Origin of the sequence: Streptomyces sp. NBC_01476 (assembly GCF_036227265.1) — a bacterium.
Taxonomy (GTDB): Bacteria; Actinomycetota; Actinomycetes; order Streptomycetales; family Streptomycetaceae; genus Actinacidiphila.
In genome coordinates this window covers 6,700,588-6,723,168 of the sequence record NZ_CP109446.1, presented here as the reverse complement: position 1 = coordinate 6,723,168, position 22,581 = coordinate 6,700,588, and the positions used below count along the sequence as shown (strand labels likewise).

General features: G+C 73.7%; 20 protein-coding genes and 1 tRNA gene. 13 read left to right on the top strand and 8 right to left on the bottom strand.

Translation table 11 applies throughout. The features are described from left to right. The first annotated feature begins 118 nt into the window (after positions 1 to 118). Both OG552_RS29405 and idi read left to right on the top strand, forming a co-directional pair. A complete protein-coding gene (locus tag OG552_RS29405; protein ID WP_329138038.1) occupies positions 119 to 1,051 on the top strand; it encodes a cation diffusion facilitator family transporter in 933 nt (310 codons plus the stop codon). A 152-nt stretch (positions 1,052 to 1,203) separates the two neighbouring features. After that, positions 1,204 to 1,815, top strand: coding sequence for an isopentenyl-diphosphate Delta-isomerase (gene idi / locus OG552_RS29400; RefSeq protein ID WP_329138035.1), 612 nt, complete (start codon positions 1,204 to 1,206; stop codon positions 1,813 to 1,815). An 18-nt stretch (positions 1,816 to 1,833) separates the two neighbouring features. Here the strand turns inward: idi and OG552_RS29395 are convergent, their stop codons facing one another. Continuing rightward, complete coding sequence (locus OG552_RS29395; RefSeq protein WP_329138033.1) at positions 1,834 to 2,304, bottom strand: ATP-binding protein; 471 nt, start codon at positions 2,302 to 2,304, stop codon at positions 1,834 to 1,836. Positions 2,305 to 2,599: 295 nt separating this feature from the next. Here OG552_RS29395 and OG552_RS29390 point away from each other — a divergent pair, with 295 nt between their 5' ends. After that, the gene (locus OG552_RS29390; RefSeq protein ID WP_329138032.1) at positions 2,600 to 3,397 is read left to right on the top strand and encodes an enoyl-CoA hydratase-related protein; all 798 of its coding nucleotides are present in this window, start codon (positions 2,600 to 2,602) and stop codon (positions 3,395 to 3,397) included. Between the two features lie 11 nt (positions 3,398 to 3,408). On the opposite strand, the gene OG552_RS29385 is transcribed toward OG552_RS29390, so the two are convergent. Both OG552_RS29385 and OG552_RS29380 read right to left on the bottom strand, forming a co-directional pair. After that, positions 3,409 to 4,296 carry a DMT family transporter gene (locus OG552_RS29385; protein ID WP_329138030.1) on the bottom strand — a complete coding sequence of 296 codons (888 nt, stop codon included), beginning with the start codon at positions 4,294 to 4,296 and terminating at the stop codon, positions 3,409 to 3,411. A 90-nt stretch (positions 4,297 to 4,386) separates the two neighbouring features. Then, positions 4,387 to 5,202 carry a TrmB family transcriptional regulator gene (locus tag OG552_RS29380; RefSeq protein ID WP_329138028.1) on the bottom strand — a complete coding sequence of 272 codons (816 nt, stop codon included), beginning with the start codon at positions 5,200 to 5,202 and terminating at the stop codon, positions 4,387 to 4,389. Positions 5,203 to 5,565: 363 nt separating this feature from the next. Between OG552_RS29380 and OG552_RS29375 the strand changes: the two genes are divergently transcribed. Beyond that, complete coding sequence (locus OG552_RS29375) at positions 5,566 to 7,626, top strand: putative Ig domain-containing protein (RefSeq protein ID WP_329138025.1); 2,061 nt, start codon at positions 5,566 to 5,568, stop codon at positions 7,624 to 7,626. 113 nt (positions 7,627 to 7,739) lie between these two features. On the opposite strand, the gene OG552_RS29370 is transcribed toward OG552_RS29375, so the two are convergent. Further along, entirely contained in the window at positions 7,740 to 8,186 is a 447-nt protein-coding gene (locus tag OG552_RS29370) for a hypothetical protein (protein ID WP_329138024.1), read from the bottom strand. Positions 8,187 to 8,281: 95 nt separating this feature from the next. After that, positions 8,282 to 9,922: an ABC-F family ATP-binding cassette domain-containing protein gene (locus OG552_RS29365; protein ID WP_329138022.1), complete on the bottom strand. Its 1,641-nt coding sequence runs from the start codon at positions 9,920 to 9,922 to the stop codon at positions 8,282 to 8,284. Between the two features lie 208 nt (positions 9,923 to 10,130). Here OG552_RS29365 and OG552_RS29360 point away from each other — a divergent pair, with 208 nt between their 5' ends. Genes OG552_RS29360 through OG552_RS29335 form a run of 6 tightly spaced genes read left to right on the top strand, consistent with a single transcriptional unit; the run spans position 10,131 to position 17,563 of the window. Continuing rightward, a complete protein-coding gene (locus OG552_RS29360; protein WP_329138020.1) occupies positions 10,131 to 10,943 on the top strand; it encodes a TIGR03084 family metal-binding protein in 813 nt (270 codons plus the stop codon). A 47-nt stretch (positions 10,944 to 10,990) separates the two neighbouring features. Further along, positions 10,991 to 12,529, top strand: a complete 1,539-nt coding sequence (locus tag OG552_RS29355; protein WP_329141247.1) for an acyl-CoA carboxylase subunit beta — start codon at positions 10,991 to 10,993, stop codon at positions 12,527 to 12,529. A 12-nt stretch (positions 12,530 to 12,541) separates the two neighbouring features. Further along, a complete protein-coding gene (locus OG552_RS29350; protein ID WP_329138018.1) occupies positions 12,542 to 14,917 on the top strand; it encodes an ATP-binding protein in 2,376 nt (791 codons plus the stop codon). Continuing rightward, on the top strand, positions 14,914 to 16,104 hold the full coding sequence (locus tag OG552_RS29345; RefSeq protein ID WP_329138016.1) for an acyl-CoA dehydrogenase family protein: 1,191 nt from the start codon (positions 14,914 to 14,916) through the stop codon (positions 16,102 to 16,104). Before OG552_RS29350 ends, OG552_RS29345 begins: the two co-directional genes overlap by 4 nt. A 59-nt stretch (positions 16,105 to 16,163) precedes the next feature. After that, positions 16,164 to 16,904, top strand: a complete 741-nt coding sequence (locus tag OG552_RS29340; protein WP_329138014.1) for an enoyl-CoA hydratase family protein — start codon at positions 16,164 to 16,166, stop codon at positions 16,902 to 16,904. Further along, positions 16,892 to 17,563 carry a TetR/AcrR family transcriptional regulator gene (locus OG552_RS29335; protein ID WP_329138012.1) on the top strand — a complete coding sequence of 224 codons (672 nt, stop codon included), beginning with the start codon at positions 16,892 to 16,894 and terminating at the stop codon, positions 17,561 to 17,563. Before OG552_RS29340 ends, OG552_RS29335 begins: the two co-directional genes overlap by 13 nt. Here the strand turns inward: OG552_RS29335 and OG552_RS29330 are convergent. Beyond that, on the bottom strand, positions 17,560 to 18,153 hold the full coding sequence (locus OG552_RS29330; protein WP_329138010.1) for a DUF1349 domain-containing protein: 594 nt from the start codon (positions 18,151 to 18,153) through the stop codon (positions 17,560 to 17,562). The genes OG552_RS29335 and OG552_RS29330 overlap by 4 nt on opposite strands. Further along, a complete protein-coding gene (locus OG552_RS29325; protein WP_329141245.1) occupies positions 18,131 to 19,066 on the bottom strand; it encodes a GNAT family N-acetyltransferase in 936 nt (311 codons plus the stop codon). The genes OG552_RS29330 and OG552_RS29325 overlap by 23 nt, the downstream gene beginning before the upstream one ends. A 160-nt stretch (positions 19,067 to 19,226) precedes the next feature. On the opposite strand from OG552_RS29325, the gene OG552_RS29320 reads away from it, so the two are divergent. Further along, complete coding sequence (locus OG552_RS29320; protein ID WP_443071070.1) at positions 19,227 to 19,511, top strand: DUF6343 family protein; 285 nt, start codon at positions 19,227 to 19,229, stop codon at positions 19,509 to 19,511. Positions 19,512 to 19,998: 487 nt separating this feature from the next. On the opposite strand, the gene OG552_RS29315 is transcribed toward OG552_RS29320, so the two are convergent. Further along, positions 19,999 to 20,072: transfer RNA gene (locus OG552_RS29315), tRNA-Met, on the bottom strand. 302 nt (positions 20,073 to 20,374) lie between these two features. Between OG552_RS29315 and OG552_RS29310 the strand changes: the two genes are divergently transcribed. After that, entirely contained in the window at positions 20,375 to 21,322 is a 948-nt protein-coding gene (locus OG552_RS29310) for a pseudouridine-5'-phosphate glycosidase (RefSeq protein ID WP_329138006.1), read from the top strand. 311 nt (positions 21,323 to 21,633) lie between these two features. After that, positions 21,634 to 22,542, top strand: a complete 909-nt coding sequence (locus OG552_RS29305) for a carbohydrate kinase family protein (protein WP_443071210.1) — start codon at positions 21,634 to 21,636, stop codon at positions 22,540 to 22,542. The last annotated feature ends 39 nt before the right edge of the window (positions 22,543 to 22,581 follow it).

Here is a 22,581-nt window from a genome sequence, read left to right as displayed (position 1 = left end):
CAACGGTCTCCAGTACCGGCTTGCCCACGGTGGGTGACCGGTGTTGACTGGCCGGCGCACACGCAAACCGGCACGGGTACGGATGCCGCGGCGGACCGGGCGGAAGGGGACCGCGACCATGGGGGCAGGGCACAGCCACAGTCACGGCCACACTCCGGCGCGCACCGCCGGAGCGGTGTACCGCGGCCGGCTGCTGATCGCGCTCGGCATCACCTTGCTGGTGCTGGTCACCGAGGTGACCGGAAGCCTGCTGACCGGCTCGCTTGCGCTCTTCGCGGACGCCGGGCACATGGCCACCGACGCGGCCGGTCTCGGTATGGCGCTGCTGGCCATCCAGATCGCCTCCCGCCCGCCGACCGAGCGCCGCACCTTCGGCTTCGCCCGCGCAGAGATCCTGGCCGCCGTACTCAACGGTGTGCTGCTCTTCGGGGTCGGCGCGTTCATCTTCTACGAGGGCATCAGGCGGCTGATCACCCCGCACGGGATCGACGGCGGCGCCACCATCGTCTTCGGTCTGATCGGGCTGGTGGCCAACTCGGTGTCGCTGCTGGTGCTGATGCGCGGCCAGCAGGAGAGCCTCAACGTCCGCGGCGCGTTCCTTGAGGTGATGGCGGACGCGTTCGGCTCGCTCGCGGTGGTCGTGGCGGCAGTGGTCTTCCTCGCCTCGGGCTGGCGGCAGGCGGACGCGGTGGCGTCGCTGCTGATCGGCGTGCTGATCGTGCCGCGCACCTGGCGGCTGCTGCGTGAAGCGGTGGACGTCCTGCTGGAGGCGGCGCCCAAGGGTGTGGACATCGGCCAGATCCGCCGGCACATCGAGGAGCTCAACGGCGTCGAGGGCCTGCACGACCTGCATGTGTGGACGATCACCTCGGGCCTGCCGGTGCTCTCCGCCCATGTGGTGGTCAGCCAGGACGTACTGGACGCGGTCGGCTACGAGAAGATGCTGCATGATCTGCAGGGCTGCCTCGGCACCCACTTCGACGTGGAGCACTGCACCTTCCAGCTGGAGCCCGGCGGCCACGCGGAGCACGAAGCGGGGCTGTGCCGCTGACCGGCGCGGCCGGAAGCGGAAGGCGGAGCGCGGGCGCCCCGCGGGTCCCACCGCCGTACCCCGAAGCGCCGGTCCCGGTGCGCGATGCGGTCGCGGGCGGGGACGGTGGGTGAGGCAGACTAAGGTCTTGTCGTCGAACGCGAAGGATGGATATGCCCACCAGTCCTGCCACCGGCCGACCCGGCGCGGTCTCGGCCCCGCCGTCCCCGAACGGGGTCGCGGAACCGATCATGCTCGAACTCGTCGACGAGGACGGCGTGACCATCGGTACGGCGGAGAAGCTGTCGGCGCACCTGGCGCCCGGGCGGCTGCACCGCGCCTTCTCGGTCTTCCTCTTCGACGACGAGGGCCGGCTGCTGCTCCAGCGCCGGGCGCTGGGCAAGTACCACTCCCCCGGTGTCTGGTCCAACACCTGCTGCGGGCACCCGTACCCCGACGAGAAGCCGTTCGTGGCCGCGGCCCGGCGGACCGCCGAGGAGCTGGGTGTCGCCCCGGTGCTGATGCGCGAGGCCGGCACCGTCCGCTACAACCACCCGGACCCGGCCTCCGGGCTGGTCGAGCAGGAGTACAACCACCTCTTCGTCGGGCTGGTCCACGACCGGCTGCGGCCGGACCCGGAGGAGATCGAGGAGACCTCCTTCGTCGGTCCCGAGGAGCTGGAGCGGCTGCGCGCCGACGGGCCGTTCTCCGCCTGGTTCCAGACCGTGCTGGACGCGGTGCTGCCGACGGTCCGCGAGATCACCGGCGGCAAGGCCGGCTGGTAGCCGGGGCCGGGAGGGGGCTCAACCCGCGGCGGCGCGCAACGGGAGCGCCGCCCAGATGACCTTGCCGCCGGTCGGGGTCTGGGTGACGTCGCAGGAGCCGCCTGCGTCGTCGGTGATGCTCTTGACCAGCAGCAGCCCGCGTCCGCCGGTACGCCCGTGGTCCGTCTCCAGGGCCTTGGGGCGGTAGGGGTGGTTGTCCTCGACGGCGACCCTGATCCACTCGGCGCCGACCGCGACCTCCACCGAGATCTCCGGCGAGAGCACCGCCGCGTGCTTGACCGCGTTGGTGACCAGCTCCGAGACGATCAGCAGCAACCCGTAGAACAGGTCCTCCTCCATCGGGACACCCAGGTCGGCGACGAGTCCGCGGACGCCGTGCCGCACCTGCGGGACGGACGAGTCGATGGCCGGGACGGTGAACCGCCACACCCCCTCGTACGGTCTCGGAGCCGGAGCCTGACCTGTCGGAACGCTCCCGCGGACCTCCATGACCGCACCCACCCGCGCCTTCCCGTGACGTGTCCCCGCATCCGCGGCCGGCCGTCCGGCAGCTTCCGCCTTACAGGTCAAAGTGTCGACGCCCGTTGCAACTGCACGTGCAGGAAATCGTAAGTCCGCGCCTTTCCGCGGTTTTCGACTCTTCCCGACGCAATCAGTCCGCGGGGCGACCACTTCCGGCTGTGAGCGGCCCGGAAGTGATCTCCGTCCGATCCGTACCATCCGTAGTGTCCGATCTTCCGCATGCCGGAAGCGCCGGAGATCCAGAAAGAGGTGAGGGGCCCGTATGACCGTGCCAGGTCCTGGTCTGCTGGTGCGCGTCGAGGGCGGCACCGCCACCGTCACCATCGGCAACGCCGCCCGGCGCAACGCGATGACGCTCGCCATGTGGGAGGCGCTGCCGGAGGTGCTGGCACCGCTGGCCGCCGATCCACGGGTACGGGTGCTGGTGCTCACCGGCGCGGGCGGCACCTTCTGCGCCGGCGCGGACATCAACGACCTGTCGCGGCCGGGCGGCGTCGAGGCGGGCCGGGCCGCGTCGGTGGCGGCCGAGGAGGCACTGGCGGCCTTCCCCAAGCCGACGCTCGCGGTGATCCGCGGCTTCTGTGTGGGCGGCGGCTGCCAGCTCGCGGTCGCCTGCGATCTGCGGTTCGCGGCGGAGGGCGCGCGCTTCGGGGTGACCCCGGCCCGGCTCGGGATCGTCTACCCGGCCGCCACCACCCGGCGGCTGGTCGCGCTCACCGGACCGTCGGCCGCGAAGCACCTGCTCTTCTCGGCCGAGCTGATCGACCACGAGCGGGCGCTGCGGACCGGTCTGGTCGACGAGGTGCTGCCGGCCGGCGCGCTGGACCGGCGGGTGCGCGAGTACACCGCGCTGCTCGGGTCCCGCTCGCAGCTGACCCAGGTCACCGCGAAGGAGTCCGCCGCCCTGCCGCCGGAGGGGAAGGCCCTGCCGCCGGAGGGGAAACCGGGCGCCGACCGCGATCCCCGCCCGGCGGGGGCCGAGCGGGAGGCGGCCGAGGGCATCGCCGCGTTCCTGGAGCGCCGCGAGCCGCGGTTCACCTGGGCCCGGCCGGCCGGCTGAGCGGGGGAACCTCACTCGACCCGGGTCGCGCCCACCTTCGGCTTGGGCGGGGCGCCGGTGGGCATCGCGGGGTGCCGGCCCAGCAGGACGACGCCGATCACGATCGCGACCAGTCCGGCAACCTCCCAGGCCAGGGCGCCCGGGGTGACCCGGAGCCGGTCGCCGAGGAAGCCCACTCCGCAGGCGATACCGGCCAGTGGCTGGGCGGCGGTGAGGGAGGGCAGCGACATCCGCAGCGGGGCCATCTCAAAGGCGCTCTGCACCAGCAGCATGCCGGTCAGGCCGATCGCGCCGACGCCGTAGGGCTGCCAGTGCGTGAAGAGACTGGCGATGCCCTCGTCCTGGACGATCTGGCCGCAGACGCGGGTGAGCGCGTCCTGGAGCCCGTAGAGGAGTCCCGCGGCCAGCCCCAGCAGCGCCGCCTCGGCCGACGGCTGGAGCCTGCGGGCTTTGAGAGTGAGCAGCAGTGCGAGCCCGGCGACGATGCCGAAGACCAGCCAGTGCCGCAGCGCTCCGGCCTCGTGGCCGCCGCCCTGTGGTCGCCCGCCGACGATGAAGGAGGTCACACCGAGTGCCAGCAGGAGGACACCGCACCATCCCGACCAGCCCAGCGGCTGCCGGGTGATCCAGCGGGACAGCGCCATCGCGAAGAGCAGGTTCGTCGCGGTCAGCGGCTCGACGAGGGAGATCTCACCGTAGGCGAGCGCGACCGCGCCGAGCACCTGGCCGCAGACCATCAGCGCCACGCCCAGCAGCCAGTCCGGCATCCGGATCAGGTCGAGCAGCAGCCGGAAGGAGAGGAAGTCCGCGATCGGGGCACGGGCAGCTGCGCGCTGCTGCAGCACGAAACCCCAGCCGAGGCAGCAGGCGGCACCGACTCCGAGCAGGAACACGGCCACGCCGTCACTGTAACGCCCGGGATGTCCCGTCCGGCCTGTTCGGCGCGGTTCCGGACGCACCTCACAGCCGCTCCCGGCCGGGAATCCCGGTCAGGGCCTGCCCACCGGTTCCGCCTGTGCTCCATCCCACACCGTGAGGAAGGCCAGCCGCAGGCACGCGGCGAGCGCGGGGTGCTCGATGTAGAGCGCGGTGGTGGCTCCGGTCCCGGCCACCGGGTCGGGCATGTCACAGAGCACCAGGGTCGCGTCCGCGACCACCAGCTTCAGCGGCAGCTCCGCGGCGAAACGGCTCTCCTCCCCCGCGGCCCGCGAGCGGCGCACGTTCTCCAGGACGTCGTCGTCGTCCAGCGCCTCGTGGGTGTAGACCGCCCGGACCGAGCCGCCGGCCCGGCGCAGCCGCCGTACCGCCTTGATGCCCGGGGTGTTCAGCGCCGGGGCGACGAAGGGCGGTTTGCAGAAGCTGAGCAGTTCGTTCCTCGCCTGGGCCTGGATGTCCAGGAACGCCTCGGCGATGGCCTTGGGGTCGCGCAGGATCTCGACGTAGTCCAGCGGGACGGTGTGGGTGCGGCCGTCGGACCAGACCGGGACGAGGGCGGCGGTCAGGGTCGAGGAGACTCGGTCGAGCCGTTCCAGCGTCTCGCGCTGCAGCGTCATCAGCCGGGCGACGGCCAGTTCCGGCGCGACCGCGGAGAAGGTGGCGACCCGGCCGGGGTGGGCGGTGGCCAACCGCCGGCGGACCAGCGCGTCGAGCACGTCGTAGACGCGCTGCCGCGGTACATCCGCCTCGCGGGCGACCTCGGCCGCGGTGTACGACTCGCGGCGGATGAGCGCGAGGTAGACCCGGGCCTCGTAGCGGGCCAGGCCCAGCGCCACGAGGTCGTTGACCGGTCCTTCCTCCGTCTCCATGGCGCCTCAAGGTATACGGCGGAGATCGTCCGGCGGAAGCGCGGGGCGGATGGTGGAAGCCGGGGGGAATCCTTTGCCATTCCCCGGTAATCCCTTGACGCACCGCTCACTACCTTCAGTCCGGTCACCACTCAACGGGGTGGCAGTCAGCAGGAGTTGGCAGCCGTTGACAGTCGTTGACCGTCATTGACAGCCAGATCACCAGTGAACGTGCGCCACACGCAGTCCCGGGCGATGCCGTACCACCGTGCGATCGGTTGCAAGATTGTCATGACCTTGACCAGCCCCTCGGTCAACGGATTGTCATGCGCTTGACATATGACGCCGGCCGTACGGAACAGCCCATTGGGAGCCGATCCCCCCATGGAGGGCAGTTCATTGCAGTTGAAGAGTCCCGGCCGGGTCGCGCGGGCTGTCCGCCGCGCCACCCTCGCGCTCGTCGCGACCGGCGCCCTCGTCACCGGCGGCCTCATGGCCACCGCCGCGCCGTCCGTCGCCGCCGCTCCGGCGGCCGTCCACCCTGCCGCCAAGGCAGCCCCCCGGATCTCCGTCCAGGCGTCCACCCCGCAGACCGAGCGCGTCTGTGCCACCCCCGCCAAGCAGGGATACATGTCCTGTCTGTCGCTGGTGCGCACCGACGTGGTGCACCACCTCGGCATCACCCCGAACGCCACCCCGTCCGGCTACGGCCCCACCGACCTGCGCAGCGCCTACGCCCTGCCGTCGAGCGCCGGATCCGGCGCTACGGTGGCCATCGTGGACGCGCAGGACGACCCCAACGCCGAGGCCGACCTGGGCACCTACCGCTCGCAGTACGGCCTGTCGGCCTGCACCACGGCCAACGGCTGCTTCAAGAAGGTCAACCAGACCGGCGGCACCAGCTACCCGAGCCCGGACTCCGGCTGGGCCGGTGAGATCTCGCTCGACCTCGACATGGTCAGCGCGGTCTGCCCGCAGTGCCACATCCTGCTGGTCGAGGCGACCTCGGCGAGCATGTCCAACCTGGGCACCGCGGTGAACACCGCCGTGTCGCTCGGCGCGAAGTACGTCTCCAACAGCTACGGCGGCAGCGAGTCGTCCTCGGACACCTCCTACGACAGCTCGTACTTCAACCACCCGGGCGTCGCCATCACCGTCAGCTCAGGCGACGAGGGCTACGGCGCCGAATACCCGGCCGCCTCCAAGTACGTCACCGCGGTCGGCGGCACCTCGCTGAGCCGGTCCAGCGGCTCCTCGCGCGGCTGGACCGAGTCGGTGTGGGGCTCCAGCTCCGGTGGTGAAGGCGCCGGCTCCGGCTGCTCCGCCTACGACACCAAGCAGTCCTGGCAGACCGACACCGGCTGCAGCAAGCGCACCATCGCCGACGTCTCCGCGGTCGCCGACCCGAACACCGGTCTGGCCGTCTACGACAGCTACCAGGCGAGCGGCTGGCAGGTCTACGGCGGCACCAGTGCCTCGTCGCCGATCATCGCCTCGGTCTACGCGCTGGCCGGCACCCCCGCGGCCGGTACGGTCCCCGCCTCCTACCCCTACTCCCACACCGGGTCGCTCAACGACGTGACCAGCGGCGCCAACGGCTCGTGCGGCAGCAGCTACCTGTGCACCGCCAAGTCCGGCTACGACGGTCCGACCGGCCTCGGCACCCCGAACGGCACCGCGGCCTTCACCAACGGCGGCTCGACCGGCGGCAACACGGTGACGGTCACCAGCCCGGGCAACCAGTCGACGCAGGTGAACACCGCGGCCAGCCTGCAGGTCCACGCCACTGACTCGGCCTCCGGCCAGACCCTGACCTACAGTGCGACGGGCCTGCCGGCCGGGCTGTCGATCAACGCCTCCACCGGCCTGATCTCCGGCACCCCCACCGCCACCGGCACCTCCAGCGTCACCGTCACCGCCACGGACTCCACCAACGCCACCGGCTCGGCCTCCTTCACCTGGACCGTCACCAGCTCAGGCGGCGGCGGAGGCTGCACCGCCGGCCAGCTCCTCACCAACCCCGGCTTCGAATCAGGCGCCACCGGCTGGACCCAGTCCACCGGCGTCATCGACAACAGCACCGGCGCCCCCGCCCACACCGGCTCCTACAAGGCCTGGCTCGACGGCTACGGCACCACCCACACCGACACCCTCTCCCAGTCGGTGACCATCCCCGCCACCTGCACCAGCGCCACCTTCACCTACTACCTCTACATCAGCTCCCAGGAGACCAGCAGCACCGCCTACGACAAGCTCACCGTCCAGGCCGGCTCCACCACCATCGCCAGCTACTCCAACGCCAACAAGGGCACCGGCTACGTCCAGCGCAGCGTCAGCCTCACCCCCTACATCGGCCAGACCGTCACCCTGAAGTTCACCGGCACCGAGGACAGCTCCCTCTCCACCAGCTTCCTCATCGACGACACGGCGGTCAGCGTCAGCTGATCACCTGAAGGAGCAGGGAAAGACTCAGCGACAATCAGCGACAAGACGAAGGACCCGGACCGGCCCCCATTGCCGGTCCGGGTCCTTCGTCCGTCACCGCCGGGCACGTCTGCTCAGCGCACCCGGACGGTGACCCGCCACCCGGCGATGCCGTCACACGCGACTTCCCCGGGCTTCGCGGTCGGGCACAGGCGCCGCTGACCGCTCAGCTCGGCGCTGCCCGCCCGGGCGCCACGGAAGACGCCTGGGGAGATCTGGGTGAGTGCGGTGCCGGTCGCGTGGGCGGAGTTGTTCCCCTGGCCGAAGTCCAGCCGCAGGGTGCGGCCGAGCCCCACACAGACCTCGCTGCCGCTGGTCGGGGTGAGCACGACATCGCCGCACCCCGCCGAACTGCCCGGCGCGGAGGGTGTCGTACTTCCCCCGCCGCCCGAGCCGCCGCCCGAGCCGCCGCTCGTACTCCCGCCGGAACCGCCGTCCGAACCGCAGCCCGCGATCAGCACGGCGGCCGCGGCCACGGCGGCCAGCACGGCCGGTGTCCGAGTGCGTATCCGCTTCCCCACTCTTCCTCCCTCACCGTGCCCCGGGTGTCCGGTCGGGGATGTGACGCGGCGGAGGCGGAAGCGGTTCCCTGCCCGGGTCTCGTACGGGCGGCGGCTCAGCGCTCGGTGATCCGCCCGTCGGCGACCTCGATGCGGCGGGTGACGTCGACGGCGTCCAGCATCCGCCGGTCGTGGGTGACCAGCAGCAAGGTGCCCTGGTACGCGGCCAGTGCCGCCTCCAGTTGCTCGATGGCCGGCAGGTCGAGGTGGTTGGTGGGCTCGTCGAGCACCAGCAGATTGACGCCGCGGGCCTGGAGCAGTGCCAGGGCGGCGCGGGTGCGCTCACCGGGCGACAAGGTGGCCGCGGGCCGCAGCACATGGGCCGCCTTGAGACCGAACTTGGCGAGCAGGGTGCGGATGTCGGCCGGATCCAGGTCGGGCGCGGGGGCCCGGAAGGCGTCCAGCAGCGGTTCGTCGCCGCGGAAGAGCGCCCTGGCCTGGTCGACCTCGCCGATCAGTACGCCGGGGCCGAGGGTGGCCTGCCCTTCGTCCAGCGGCAGCCGGCCGAGCAGCGCGGCCAGCAGGGTGGACTTGCCCGAGCCGTTGGCGCCGGTGATCGCCACCCGGTCGGCCCAGTCGATCTGCAGGTCCACCGGGCCGAAGGCGAAGTCCCCGCGCCGCACGCGGGCGCCGCGCAGGGTGGCGACGACCGCGCCCGAGCGGGGCGCCGCGGCGATCTCCATCCGCAGCTCCCACTCCTTGCGGGGCTCCTCCACGGTGTCGAGACGCTCGATCATCCGGTCGGTCTGGCGGGCCTTGGCGGCCTGCTTCTCGCTGCTCTCGGTCCTGGCCTTGCGGGCGATCTTGTCGTTGTCGGGGGCCTTGCGGACGGCGTTGCGCAGGCCCTTGTCCATCCAGCCGCGCTGCATCCGGGCCCGGGCCTCCAGGCCCGCCCTGGTGTCGGCGTACTCCTCGTACTCCTCCCGGGCGTGCCGGCGGGCGGTCTCCCGCTCCTCCAGGTACGAGGTGTAGCCACCGCCGTAGACGTTGACCTGCTGCTGGGCGAGGTCGAGTTCGACGACACGGGTGACGGTACGGGTGAGGAACTCGCGGTCGTGGCTGACCAGGACGGTGCCGGCGCGCAGGCCGGTGACGAACTTCTCCAGCCGCTCCAGGCCGTCGAGGTCCAGGTCGTTGGTGGGCTCGTCCAGCAGGAAGACGTCGTACCGGCTGAGCAGCAGTGAGGCGAGGCCGGCGCGGGCGGCCTGGCCGCCGGAGAGTGCGTACATCTCCAGGTCGAGGCTGACACCGAGGCCGAGGGTGGCGGCGGCCTCCTCGGCCCGCTCGTCGAGGTCGGCGCCGCCCAGCGCCAGCCAGCGCTCCAGACCGTCGGCGTAGGCGTCGTCGGCGCCGGGCGCCGCGTCGACCAGCGCCTGGGTGGCGGCGTCCAGTGCGGCCTGCGCTGCCGCGACCCCGGTCCTGCGGGCCAGGAACTCCCGTACGGTCTCGCCGCCGGGCCGCCGCTCGGGCTCCTGCGGCAGATGCCCGACGGTCGCCGTCGGCGGATTGAGCCGCAGCGTGCCGTCCTCCGGGGTGGCGAGCCCGGCGAGCAGCCGCAGCAGCGTCGACTTCCCGGCCCCGTTGGCACCGACCAGACCGATCACGTCCCCCGGCGCGACGACCAGGTCGAGCCCGCTGAACAACGCACGGTCGCCGTGCCCGGCGGCGAGATTCTTGGCAACGAGAGTGGCACTCATCAGATTCCGGATTTTATCCGCTGCGGGGGCGAGCCTCCGACCGGTTTACGGGGGGGCGCCCGCGGGGCGGGGTGGGCGGTGGCGCGTGGGTCGGCGGTGGCGCGTGGGTGGGGGGTGAGGTTCTCGTGGGGGAAAAATGCAAGCACGCTTGATTGTTTTTCCGGCCCCTGCCACGCTCGTTCCGCAGTGTGACCGGAAGGGGTGGCCCGTGGCCGACGCGCAGGCGGTGCGTGCCGTGCTGGCGGACCTGCGCGCCGAGGGGGACGCGCTGGAGCAGCTGGTCGGCGGGGCAGGGGCCGCGGCGTGGCGGCGGGCGACGCCGGCCGAGGGGTGGACGGTCGCGCATCAGATCGCGCATCTCGCCTGGACGGACCGGCTGGCGCTGCTCGCGGTGCGCGATCCGGACGGCTTCGCCCGAGAAGTCGGCACCGCCGCCGCCCACGTGACCACGCACGTGGAGGACGGAGCCCGCGCCGGCGCCCACATGCCGCCGGAGACGCTGCTCAAGCGGTGGCGGGCGGGCCGTTCGCTGCTGTGGACGACGCTCGCGGAGCAGCCGCCCGGGGCCCGCTTCCCCTGGCTCGGCCCGCCGATGAGCACTGCCTCGATGGCCACCGCACGGCTGATGGAGACCTGGGCGCACGGCGAGGACGTGGCCGACGCGCTGGGCGTGCGCAGGACGCCGACCGCCCGGCTGTGGCATGTCGCACGGATCGCCGTACGCGCCCGCGACTACTCCTTCGCGGTACACCGCCAACCCGCGCCCGGCGAGGAGTTCCGGGTCGAACTGCGCGCCCCCGACGGCACGTTGTGGACCTTCGGCCCGGCCGGCGCGGCCCAGCGGGTGACCGGGCCCGCGCTCGACTTCTGTCTGCTGGCCGTGCGGCGCAGGCACCGCGACGATCTGGCGGTACGCGCGGTGGGACCGGACGCGGACGCATGGCTGTCGGTGGCACAGGCATTCGCCGGCCCGCCGGGCAAGGGCCGCCCGGCGGGCGTACCAGGAAAGGGCGCATCGTGACGGAACTCGACCTGCGCGGGGCGGACTTCGCCGAGCGGCGGGCGGTGATGCTGGAGCGGCTGGCCGAGGTCGCGGCGGCGCACGGCGAGGCGCTGGCCGGCGGCGGCCCCAAGTACCGCGAGCGGCACCACGATCGCGGCAAGCTGCTCGCCCGGGAGCGCATAGAGCTGCTGCTCGACCCGGACACGCCGTTCCTCGAACTGTCCCCGCTGGCCGGCTGGGGCAGCGACTTCACCACCGGCGCCTCGATCGTCACCGGCATCGGCGTGATCGAGGGCGTCGAGTGCCTGGTGACCGCCAACGACCCGACGGTACGCGGCGGGGCGAGCAATCCGTGGACGCTGAAGAAGGCCCTGCGGGCCAACGAGATCGCCTTCGCCAACCGGCTGCCGGTGGTGAGCCTGGTGGAGTCCGGCGGCGCCGATCTGCCCAGCCAGAAGGAGATCTTCATACCCGGCGGCGCCCTCTTCCGCGATCTGACCCGGCTGTCGGCGGCCGGTATCCCCACCGTGGCCGTGGTGTTCGGCAACTCGACGGCCGGCGGCGCGTATGTGCCCGGCATGTCGGACCACGTGATCATGGTCAAGGAACGGTCCAAGGTCTTCCTCGGCGGTCCCCCGCTGGTGAAGATGGCCACCGGCGAGGAGAGCGACGACGAGTCGCTGGGCGGCGCCGACATGCACGCCCGGGTCTCCGGTCTCGCCGACTACTTCGCCCTGGACGAACCGGACGCGCTGCGCACCGCCCGTCGGGTGGTGGCCCGGCTCAACTGGCGCAAGGCGGGGCCCCGTCCGCGTCCCGGTCCGCGCCCGCCGCTCTTCGACGCCGAGGACCTGCTGGGCATCGTGCCCGGCGACCTGCGCACCCCGTTCGACCCGCGCGAGGTGATCGTACGCATCGCGGACGGCTCGGAGTTCGACGAGTTCAAGCCGCTCTACGGGCCGAGCCTGGCGACCGGCTGGGCCGAGGTGCACGGCTATCCCGTCGGCATCCTCGCCAACCGGCAGGGCGTGCTCTTCAGCGCGGAGTCGCAGAAGGCGGCGCAGTTCATCCAGTTGGCCAACCAGCGGGACGTCCCGCTGCTCTTCCTGCACAACACCACCGGCTACATGGTGGGCCGGGAGTACGAGCAGGGCGGCATCATCAAGCACGGCGCGATGATGATCAACGCGGTCTCCAACTCGCGGGTCCCGCACATCTCGGTGCTGATGGGGGCGAGTTACGGTGCCGGGCACTACGGCATGTGCGGCCGTGCCTACGACCCGCGGTTCCTCTTCTGCTGGCCGAGCGCCAAGTCCGCGGTGATGGGCCCGGCGCAGCTGGCCGGGGTGCTGTCGATCGTGGCCCGCCAGTCGGCGCTGGCCAAGGGGATGCCGTACGACGAGGACGGGGACGCGGCGCTGCGGGCGATGGTGGAACAGCAGATCGAGGCGGAGTCGCTGCCGATGTTCCTGTCCGGGCGGCTGTACGACGACGGTGTCATCGATCCGCGCGACACCCGTACGGTCCTCGGCCTGTGTCTGTCCGCCGTCCACGGCGCCCCGGTCGAGGGCGCACGTGGCGGCTTCGGCGTCTTCCGGATGTGAGGTGCTGTGCTGATGAACGCTGACATCGGGTCCGTACTGGTGGCCAACCGGGGGGAGATCGCCCGCCGGGTCTTCCGCAGTTGCCGGGAGCTGGGGATCGCCACGGTGGCCGTGCACTCCGACGCCGACGCGGGTGCGGCGCACGTGCGGGAGGCGGACGCGGCGGTACGGCTGCCCGGTGACGCGCCGGGCGAGACGTATCTGCGGGCCGGCCTGCTGGTGGCGGCGGCGCTCGCCGCGGGCGCGGACGCGGTGCACCCGGGATATGGATTCCTCTCCGAGAGCGCGGAGTTCGCCCGGGCGGTGGAGGCCGCCGGGCTGGTGTGGATCGGTCCGCCGCCGGACGCGGTGGCGGCGATGGGTTCCAAGACCCGCGCCAAGAAGCTGATGGCGGCGGCCGGCGTACCGCTCTTCGCCGCGCTGGACCCGGCGGCGGTGACGGACGCCGATCTGCCGGTGCTGGTGAAGGCGGCGGCCGGCGGAGGCGGCCGAGGGATGCGGGTGGTGCGCGAACTCTCCCAACTGGAAGGGGAGTTGGCGGCGGCCCAGGCGGAGGCCGCGGCTGCCTTCGGGGACGGCGAGGTGTTCGTCGAGCCGTACGCGGAAGGCGCCCGGCACATCGAGGTGCAGGTGCTCGCCGACGCGCACGGCACGGTGTGGACGCTCGGCGAGCGGGACTGCTCGGTGCAGCGCCGGCACCAGAAGGTGATCGAGGAGACCCCGGCGCCGGGGCTGAGCGGCGAGGTGCGGGCGGCACTGTACGAAGCGGCGGCGCGGGCGGCCCGGACGATCGGCTACACCGGCGCGGGCACGGTGGAGTTCCTGGTCGGCCGGGACGGGCGGCCCCGCTTCCTGGAGATGAACACCCGGCTCCAGGTCGAGCACCCGGTCACCGAGTGCGTCACCGGTCTGGACCTGGTCGCCTGGCAGATCCGCGTCGCCGAGGGCGCGGCCCTGCCCCCGGAGCCGCCGGGGCCGCGCGGCCACGCGATCGAGGTCCGGCTCTACGCGGAGGACCCGGCCCGCGGCTGGCGCCCGCAGCCCGGACCGCTGCACCGCCTCGACGTCCCTGGCGTCGACGTGGAGTTCGGCGTTGCGCCGGGCCGCGAGGCGGGCCTGCGGCTGGACGCGGGCGTCACCGGCGGCGAGGAGATCGGCGTCCACTACGACCCCATGCTCGCCAAGCTCATCGCCTGGGCCCCCACCCGCGCCGAGGCGGTCCGCCGCCTCGCCCACGCGCTGCGGCGCACCCGGCTGCACGGTCCGCCGACCAACCGGGAGCTGCTGATCCGCGTACTGCGGCACCCGGATTTCGCCGCCGGCCGCCTGGACACGGGATTCCTGGAACGGCACGCGGCGGACCTGGGCCTGCTCCCCACCTCCGGCGGGGAACCCGCGGCGGACCCGGACCGGGCGGACCCGAGCGAGCGGGCCACGGACCAAACGGAGTCGCGTGACCCCGTCACGGTCCGCGGGGAGCCGGACGGACCCACCACGGACCGCGCGAAGCCGGGCAACCCCACCGCGGACCACGCAGAGCCGCACGACCCCACCGCGGACCACGCGAAGCCGGACGGACCCACCACGGACCACGCAGAGCCGCGCAACCCCACCACGGTCCGCGGGGAGCCGGACGGACCCACCACGGACCGCGCAGAGCCGGGCGACCCCACCGCGGACCGGGCGAGCGTGCCTGCGCCGCGGGCGCGCGGCGCCGGCGCGGGCCCGCAGGGCGGTGCCCCGGCTCCCGGCGGCTCCGGTGGCGGTTTCCTGGAACTCGCCGCGCTGGCCGCGGCGCTCGCCGACGCGGCGGGCCGCACCGCCCGGGCGGCCACCGACGGCCGGCCCGTCGCCGCGCGCCTCGGCGCCTGGCGGAGTCTGCCCTCGCAGCCGCAGCTGAAGACCTACCGCGGGGAGCCGGACGGCCACCCGTACGAGGTCCGCTACCGGTGGGAACGGCAGGGCCCGGCCCCCGAGGGCCTGCCCGGCACCACCGTGGTGAGCGCCGCCCCTGAGCGGGTGGTGCTCGACGTGGGCGGGGTGCGGCGGACCTTCGACGTCGCGGTCTACGGCGACCAGGTGTACGTCGACTCCGCCCTCGGGTCCGCCGCCCTGACCGCGCTGCCCCGGTTCGCCGACCCGCGGCAGCAGACCGTACCGGGGTCACTGCGGGCACCCATGCCCGGAACGGTCGTACGGACCGCCGGGTTCGGTGCCGGCGACCGGGTCGAGGCCGGGCAGCCGCTGCTGTGGCTGGAGGCGATGAAGATGGAGCACGTGATCACCGCACCGGTCACCGGAACGCTCACCGAACTGACCGCCGGCGTCGGCCGGCAGGTCGAACTCGGCGCCGTACTCGCCGTCGTCAAGGAGGAATCGGGACCATGAGCACCGCCCAGGGCACCTTCGACAGCGCACTGCTCGAAAGCGAGGAACGGCGTGCCCTGCGCGGCGCCGTCGCCGGCCTCGGGCGCCGCTACGGCCGGGACTACTTCACCGCGACCGTCCGGGCCGGCAAACACACCGACGAACTCTGGCAGGAGGCGGGCCGCCTCGGTTATCTCGGTGTCAATCTGCCGGCGGAGTACGGCGGCGGGGGCGGCGGTCTCGCCGAACTCTCCATCGTACTGGAGGAGTTGGGCGCTGCCGGCTGTCCGCTGCTGCTGATGGTGGTCTCCCCCGCCATCTGCGGCACGGTGATCGCCCGGTTCGGCACCGACGCGCAGAAGCAGCGCTGGCTGCCGGGCCTGGCCGACGGGTCGCTGCGGATGGCCTTCGGCATCACCGAGCCCGACGCCGGCTCCAATTCCCACCGCATCACCACCACCGCCCGCCGCGACCCGGCGAGCGGCGGCTGGCTGCTCACCGGCCGCAAGGTCTTCATCTCCGGCGTGGACATCGCCGACGCCACCTTGATCGTCGGCCGCACCGAGGACGCCCGCACCGGCCGGCTCAAGCCGTGCCTGTTCATCGTCGAACGGGAGACGCCCGGCTTCGAGTTCCGGCAGATCGAGATGGAACTGTCCGCGCCGGAGAAGCAGTTCCAGCTCTTCCTCGACGATGTGGCGCTGCCCGCCGACGCGTTGGTGGGCGACGAGGACGCGGGCCTGCTCCAGCTCTTCGCCGGGCTCAACCCCGAGCGCGTCATGACCGCCGCCTTCTCCATCGGCATGGGCCGTTACGCACTCGGCAAGGCCGTGGAGTACGCGAGCACCCGCCAGGTGTGGGGCGCCCCGATCGGCTCGCACCAGGCCGTGGCGCACCCCCTTGCCCAGGCCCATATCGAGCTGGAACTGGCCCGGTTGATGATGCAGAAGGCCGCGCATCTCTACGACGCGGGCGACGACATGGCGGCGGGCGAGGCGGCGAACATGGCGAAGTACGCGGCGGCCGAGGCGGGGGTGAAGGCGGTGGACCAGGCGGTGCACACGCTCGGCGGCAACGGCCTCACCACGGAGTACGGTCTGGCGTCGCTGATCACCGCGTCCCGGGTGGGCCGGATCGCGCCGGTCAGCCGGGAGATGATCCTCAACTTCGTCTCGCACCACACCCTGGGGCTGCCCAAGTCCTACTGACCCGGGCCGCGTCGAGCCCAGCCCCCGTTCACCCGGCCCGGAAGGAAAGGAATCCGTACGTGACGACGGCACCCCTGGTGCGCCGTGAGTACGACCGCGGTGTCGCGGTCCTCACCCTCGACTCCCCGCACAACCGCAACGCGCTCTCCGCCCGGTTGCTGGCCGAGCTCACCGACGCGCTGGCCGCGGCCGCCTGCCACGCGCCGACCCGCGCGGTGCTGCTCACCCACACCGGCGGCACCTTCTGCGCCGGCGCCGATCTGCGGGAAGCCGGTGCCGCCGACGGCCCGCGGCGGCTGGTGGAGCTGCTGCGTACCGTCGCCGAACTGCCCAAGCCGGTGGTGGCGGCGGTCCGCGGGCATGCCAGGGCCGGCGGGCTCGGCCTGGTGGCCGGCTGCGACATCGCGGTGGCCGGCCCGGGCGCCACCTTCGCCTTCACCGAGGCCAGGCTCGGCCTCGCGCCCGCGGTGATCTCACTGCCGGTGCTGGCCCGCGCCGAACCGCGGGCAGTGGCCCGCTACTTCCTCACCGGTGAGACCTTCGGTCCCCAAGAGGCCGTCGGGATGGGCCTGGTGACCGCGCTTGACGGCGAACTGGAGCCGGTCCTCGACGGTTTGCGGGCGGGTTCGCCACAGGGCCTCGCCGAGTCGAAGGCGCTGGCCACCGAGCCGCTGCGGCGGGCACTGGACGAGTTCGGCAGCCATGTCGTGGCGGTCAGCGCCCGGTTGTTCGCCTCGGATGAGGCCGCCGAGGGCATGCGGGCGTTCCTGGAGAAGCGGAAGCCGTCATGGACGTCGTGACCGGCCCTCTGGCCGAGCAGGACGGTCCGGCCACGCGGGGGCGTCCGCCCCAGCAGGACCGCAGCCGCGCGACCCGGCTGCGGGTCCTGGAGGCCGCGGTGGCCTGTCTGGCGGAACGCGGTTGGTCCGGCAGCACCCTCGCGGTGGTCTGCGCCCGCGCCGGGGTCTCCCGGGGCGCCGCCCAGCACCACTTCCCCACCCGCGAGGAGCTCTTCACCGCCGCCATCGCGCACGTCGCCGAGCAGTGGCTGACCGCCGTACGGGACCGGGCCCGCGCACTGCCGCGCGACGCCCCGGACCGTACCTACGCGGTGGTCGACATGCTGGTGGCCCTGCACACCGGGCCGCTCTTCCGGGCCGCCCTCCATCTGTGGGTGACGGCCGCGGAGGAGGAGGCGCTGCGCCCCCGGGTCCAGGCCCTGGAGGCCCGGATCGGCCGTGAGGCGCACCGGCTGGCGGTGGAGTTCCTGGGCGCGGACGAGTCGGTCCCGGGGACGCGGGAGACCGTCCAGGCCACCTTGGACATGGCCCGCGGGCTCGGCCTGGCCAATCTGCTCACCGACGACTCCGCCCGCCGCGCCCGGATCGTCCGCCACTGGGCTCGGATCCTCGACACGGTGCTGCACGAAAAGGGCGAAGAGGGCGCCGACCCGGCCTAGTGCAGGGAGGTGTCCGCGGGGCCGGTGGCGAGGCGGGTGAAGCGTACGCGCAGGCCGGCGCGTTGCGGGGAGCAGCAGAAAAGGCCGGCGCGGGCGTCGGCGGCCGGGTCGAGCCAGGCCAGCCGGACCGTGCGCCAGGGCTCGTCCGCGCACCGGGCCCGTACCGTCACCGCGTCCCCGGCGCGGCTGACCCGGACGGTGACCTCGCGGCCCGCCCACCGCGGGACCGGCGCGAGCGACCAGTCGGAGGTGCCGTGGGTGACCACCGCGCCCAACTGCGGCTCCCCGTCGGAGAGTTCGACGCCCGCCTTGATCCAGGTCCCCGCGTCGACCCGGATCAGGGCGCCGGCCTGGTCGTACAGCTCGGTGACGTCGGCGACGAAGGTGACCTCCAGCGCGCTGCCCACCGGGAAGGGGACGAGGAGGGCGTGGCCGTCGTCGCGGACGAAGCCGTAACTCGTGGTGCGCCAGAAGTCGCTGCCCTCGCGTGTGGTGACCACGAGGTCGGCGCCGTCCTGTTCGGCGGCGGCCGGCGGGTTGAGCCAGCGGCCCGCGGACCAGGGAAGGTCATGTTCGGTCGGTGAGGTCACGGGAGTACCGCCATTCGGTGCCGCAGGGCTCGTAGCCCAGCCGTCGGTTGACTGCCGGCATCGCCGCGTTGCCGTCGTCGTTGCCGGTGTACGCGGCCCGCAGCCCACGGGCGCGGGCGAGCCGCAGGGAGTACGTCTTGGCCGCGGTGGCCAGGCCCCGGCCGCGGAAGGCCCGGCGGGTGCCGGTGCCGCCGGACCAGTACCGTTCGCCGTCGGTCTGCGCGATGACGAAGGCGGCGACCTGCCCGTCGGCCACCGCGGCCGTACTCAGTGCGGGGTCGAAGTCCGGGCGGTCCCAGGTGATGGCGCGCCAGTCGGCGTAGCCGATCGCGTCGGCCGGCACATCGCCGGGTTCGTCCTGGAAGCACTCCAGGTCGGTCTCGTACAGGGGCCGCGGGTCGTCGGCCCAGTGCGTGGCGGGCAGCAGCCGGACGCCCGCCGGGAGGTCCGGGGGCGCGGGCAGCGGGCTCCCTTCGCCGAGGTCGAGCCGGTGGAAGCCGGCGGAGCGGCCCCGCCGGTAGCCGCGGCGGACCGCGAAGGTGTGCGCGGCGGGGGTGTCGTCGGCCCAGGCATGGACGGTACGGACGCCGATCCCGGCCAGGTGCGCCTCGGCGGCGGCGAGCAGCGCGCCGCCGGTGCCGTGGCCGCGGTCGGCAGCGCGTACGGCGAGGTTGGCGAAGCCGAGGCCCGGGTCGCTGACGTCCGCGAACCGGCCGGCCCTGGCACAGCCGACCAGCCGCCCGCCGTCCTCGGCGATCAGCAGGCGGAAGTGCCCGCGGGCGGGCGAGGCGACGGCCTGGGCGTGCAGAGCCGCGCCGGAGAGAACCAGGTGGGGGTGGGTCTCCCGGAGCAGCGCGGCCACCGCGTCGGTGTCCGGCCCGGCCTGCGGGCAGTCGTATGTCCTGATGATCATCGCCACGGTGAGGCACCCTATGCGGTCCGCCCGGCCGGCGCCCCACGTTTTTGCGGCCCTCCTCCTCGGTGGGCGGCCCGAGATCTGGGCAGGCGCGCCTCGGGGAGAGCTCCCGCCGGGCGGCTGCCGGGTGGATGCTGGGAAGTGGGAGATGTGAGAGATGACGCCCTTGCGCAGAAGCGGATCGGAACCGGTACAGGCCCGCAGCCCGCTGCGGCTGCGGCTCGGGCTCGCCCTGTTCGGAGTGGTCTGGGGCGCCGCCGCCGCGGTCGGCTTCGCCTGGGCCGGGGAGCCGGCGTGGGCCGCGGTGGTGGCCGCGATCGGGGCGCTGGCCGCGATCGACGCGGGCCTGGTGATCCGGCGTATCCGCCAGGGCTCGCGGTACCAGCCGGGCCGGAACGTCCCGCCGTACCGCCCGGCCGAACGAACCCGGAAACGCCGCTGACGCGGTGGACTGCGGCCCGGGGGTGACGCTGACCCGGCCGGACGCGGGCCCGAGGCAGCGCTGACCTGGCCGGACGCGGACCCGAGGCAGCACCGACCTGGCCGGACGCGGCGCCCACGCGGGCGGACGTGGCCCGGGAGTGGCGCCGACGCGGGCGGGAGCCGACCGGAAACGGCGCTCACGCAGACAGGTACGGCTGGGAAACGGCGCCGACCTGGGCGAACGCGGCGCTGAGGCGGATGTGGCGCGACCCGGGAGTGGCGCCGACGCGGGCGGGCGCGACCCGGAGACGGCGCCAATCTGGGCGGACGCCGCGCGGGGGTGGCGCTGGTGCGGACGCGCGCGGCCCGCGGCGCTGACGCGGGCCCGCGGGCGGACAGGCGCGGAGCGGCGGTGGCGCTGAACCGGTAGAGCGCGGCGCGGGCCAAGCGGGGCCCCGGATAAGCGAAAGGGCCCGGCACCTGAGTGCCAGACCCTTCCTTCTTTGTAGCGGGGACAGGATTTGAACCTGCGACCTCTGGGTTATGAGCCCAGCGAGCTACCGAGCTGCTCCACCCCGCGTCGGTGAACACCACCTTACGGGGTGTTCACCCGCACGCCAAATCCATTGCCCGGCCCTCCGCGGGCGGGCTGCGCGGGCCGGTTCCCGGGCGGCCTACGCGGTCGGGCGCGGCCAGCGGGCGGACGAGGCGCGGCCGGTAGCGGCCAGCAGCCGGCGGGGACGGGGCGCGGCCCGGGTCGGGTCGGACACCCACCTCTGCGGCCGGCTGCCCGCGCCCAGCGGCGGAGGCACGACGGGGTTGGGCATCCGGCCGGGGCGGGTGGAAGGTTTGACCGTGGGCGCGGTGTGCCAGGTAGGGACCATGACCAGTGAGCGATCTGTACCCCGCAGCCCGGCCGTCGCCCTCTCCGAGGAGGTCGCGGACGCCCTCGCCCGCCGCGCCCCCGTCGTGGCCCTGGAGTCCACGATCATCGCCCACGGCCTGCCCCGGCCGCGCAACCTCCAGGTCGCCCGTGAGCTGGAGGGGATCGTCCGGGACGCGGGGGCGGTGCCGGCCACCGTGGCGGTGCTCGACGGGGTACCGCGGGTCGGGCTGGACAAGGAACAGGTGGAGCGGATCGCCGAGGACTCCTCGCTGCGGAAGCTCGGGTTCCGCGATCTCGCGCCGGCGCTCGCGGTGGGCGCGAGCGGGGCGACGACCGTGTCCGGTACGGCGTTCCTGGCGGCCCGGGCGGGTATCCGGGTCTTCGGCACGGGCGGGCTCGGCGGGGTGCACCGCGGCTGGGTGACCGTCCAGGACGAGTCGGCGGACCTGTCGCTGCTGGCCAGGACGCGGATCACGGTCGTGTGCGCGGGGGTGAAGTCCATCCTGGACGTGCCGGCTACCCTCCAGCGCCTGGAGACCCTCGGGATCGGCGTCCTCGGTTACGGCACCGACCGCTTCCCCGGCTTCTATCTCACGGACTCGGGCGAGCCGGTGGACTGGACGGTGACCGGGCCCGAGCAGATCGCGGCGGTCATGGCGGCCCAGGACGCGCTCGGCGGCCACGAGTCGGCGCTGATCATCGCGAATCCGGTGCCCCGTGACCTCCAGCTCGACCCCGCCCTGCACGACCGCGTCCTCGCGGACGCACTGGCCGCCGCCGACCGGGAGGGCATCACCGGACAGGCGATCACCCCCTTCCTCCTCGCCTACCTCACCGACCACACCGCCGGCGCGTCCCTGGAGGCCAACCTCGCGGCCGTCCGCGGCAACGTCGCGCTCGCCGCGTCGATCGCGGTGCGGTGGTCGCAACGGCGGAACGCGTGAGCGAGTCGGGTGCCCCCGCGGAGCCGACCGGACCGCGGACCGCCGCGGTGCGGGAGGCGAGTGGCGCCGCGGGCCAGGACGGGGTGCGGGTCACCCCGGGGCCAGGGCCGGGACCAGCGGTCACCGAAGCGGGTGGCGCGGCGGGCCAGGACAGGGTACGGGTCACCCCGGGGCCAGGGCCGGGACCAGCGGTCACCGAAGCGGGTGGCGCGGCGGGCCAGGACAGGGTACGGGTCACCCCGGGGCCAGGGGCGGGACCAGTGGTCAATGAGGCGGGTGGCGGTACGGGGCAGGGCGGGGGGCGGGGTGGGCTGTTGGTGGTCGGGGATGTGGTCACCGATGTGGTCGCCCGGCACGCGGAGCCGCTGGCGCGTGATACCGACACCGCGGCGCGGATCGCGCTGCGGCCGGGCGGGGCGGGCGCCAATGTGGCCTGCTGGGCGGCCGGAGCGGGGGCGAGGGCGCGGCTGCTGGCCCGGGTCGGCGCGGACACCGCGCAGTGGCACCGCGGGGAGTTGCTGAAGGCCGGGGTCGAACCGGTGCTCCGGATCGACCCGTCGCTGCCCACCGCGGTGGTGATCGCCCTGGTGGACGCGGCAGCAGAACGCACGCTGGTCACCGACAGCGGTGCCTCCCTCGCGCTCGGCCCGGCCGACTGGTCGGAGGACCTGCTGGACGGCGTCGGCCACGTCCACCTCTCCGGCTACCTCTTCTTCTGCGCACCCGGCCGCGAACTCGCCGCCGTGGTCGGCGCGGCGGCACACGCCCGCGGCCTGCCGGTCAGCGTCGACCCCGCCTCCGCGGGGTTTCTCCGCCGCCTCGGCGTCCCGCGCTTCCTCGCCGCGGTCGCCGGTACGGATCTGCTCCTGCCCAACGCCGCCGAAGCGGCCCTCCTCTCCGGGCGGCCCGAACCCGCGGACGCGGCAGCGGAGTTGAGCGCGCTGTGCGGTGGCGCGGAGGTCGTCGTCACGTTGGGCGCCGAGGGCGCGCTGGCCGCCGCCGACGGCCGTGTCGTCGCCCGCGTTCCCGCGGTGCAGGCCCGCCCGCTCGACACCACGGGAGCCGGGGACGCCTTCACCGGCGGCCTCCTCGCGGCCCGCCTCGCCGGCGCGGACCTCCCGGCCGCCCTCACCGCGGCCTGTGCCTCGGGTGCCGCCGCGGTCCGCCTCGTCGGCGCCCGCCCAGCGCCCTCCCATCCGACCGCCTACGCGGGCCCGTAACCCCCGGCCGGTACGGGCTCAGCCCACGCAAAGCACGTC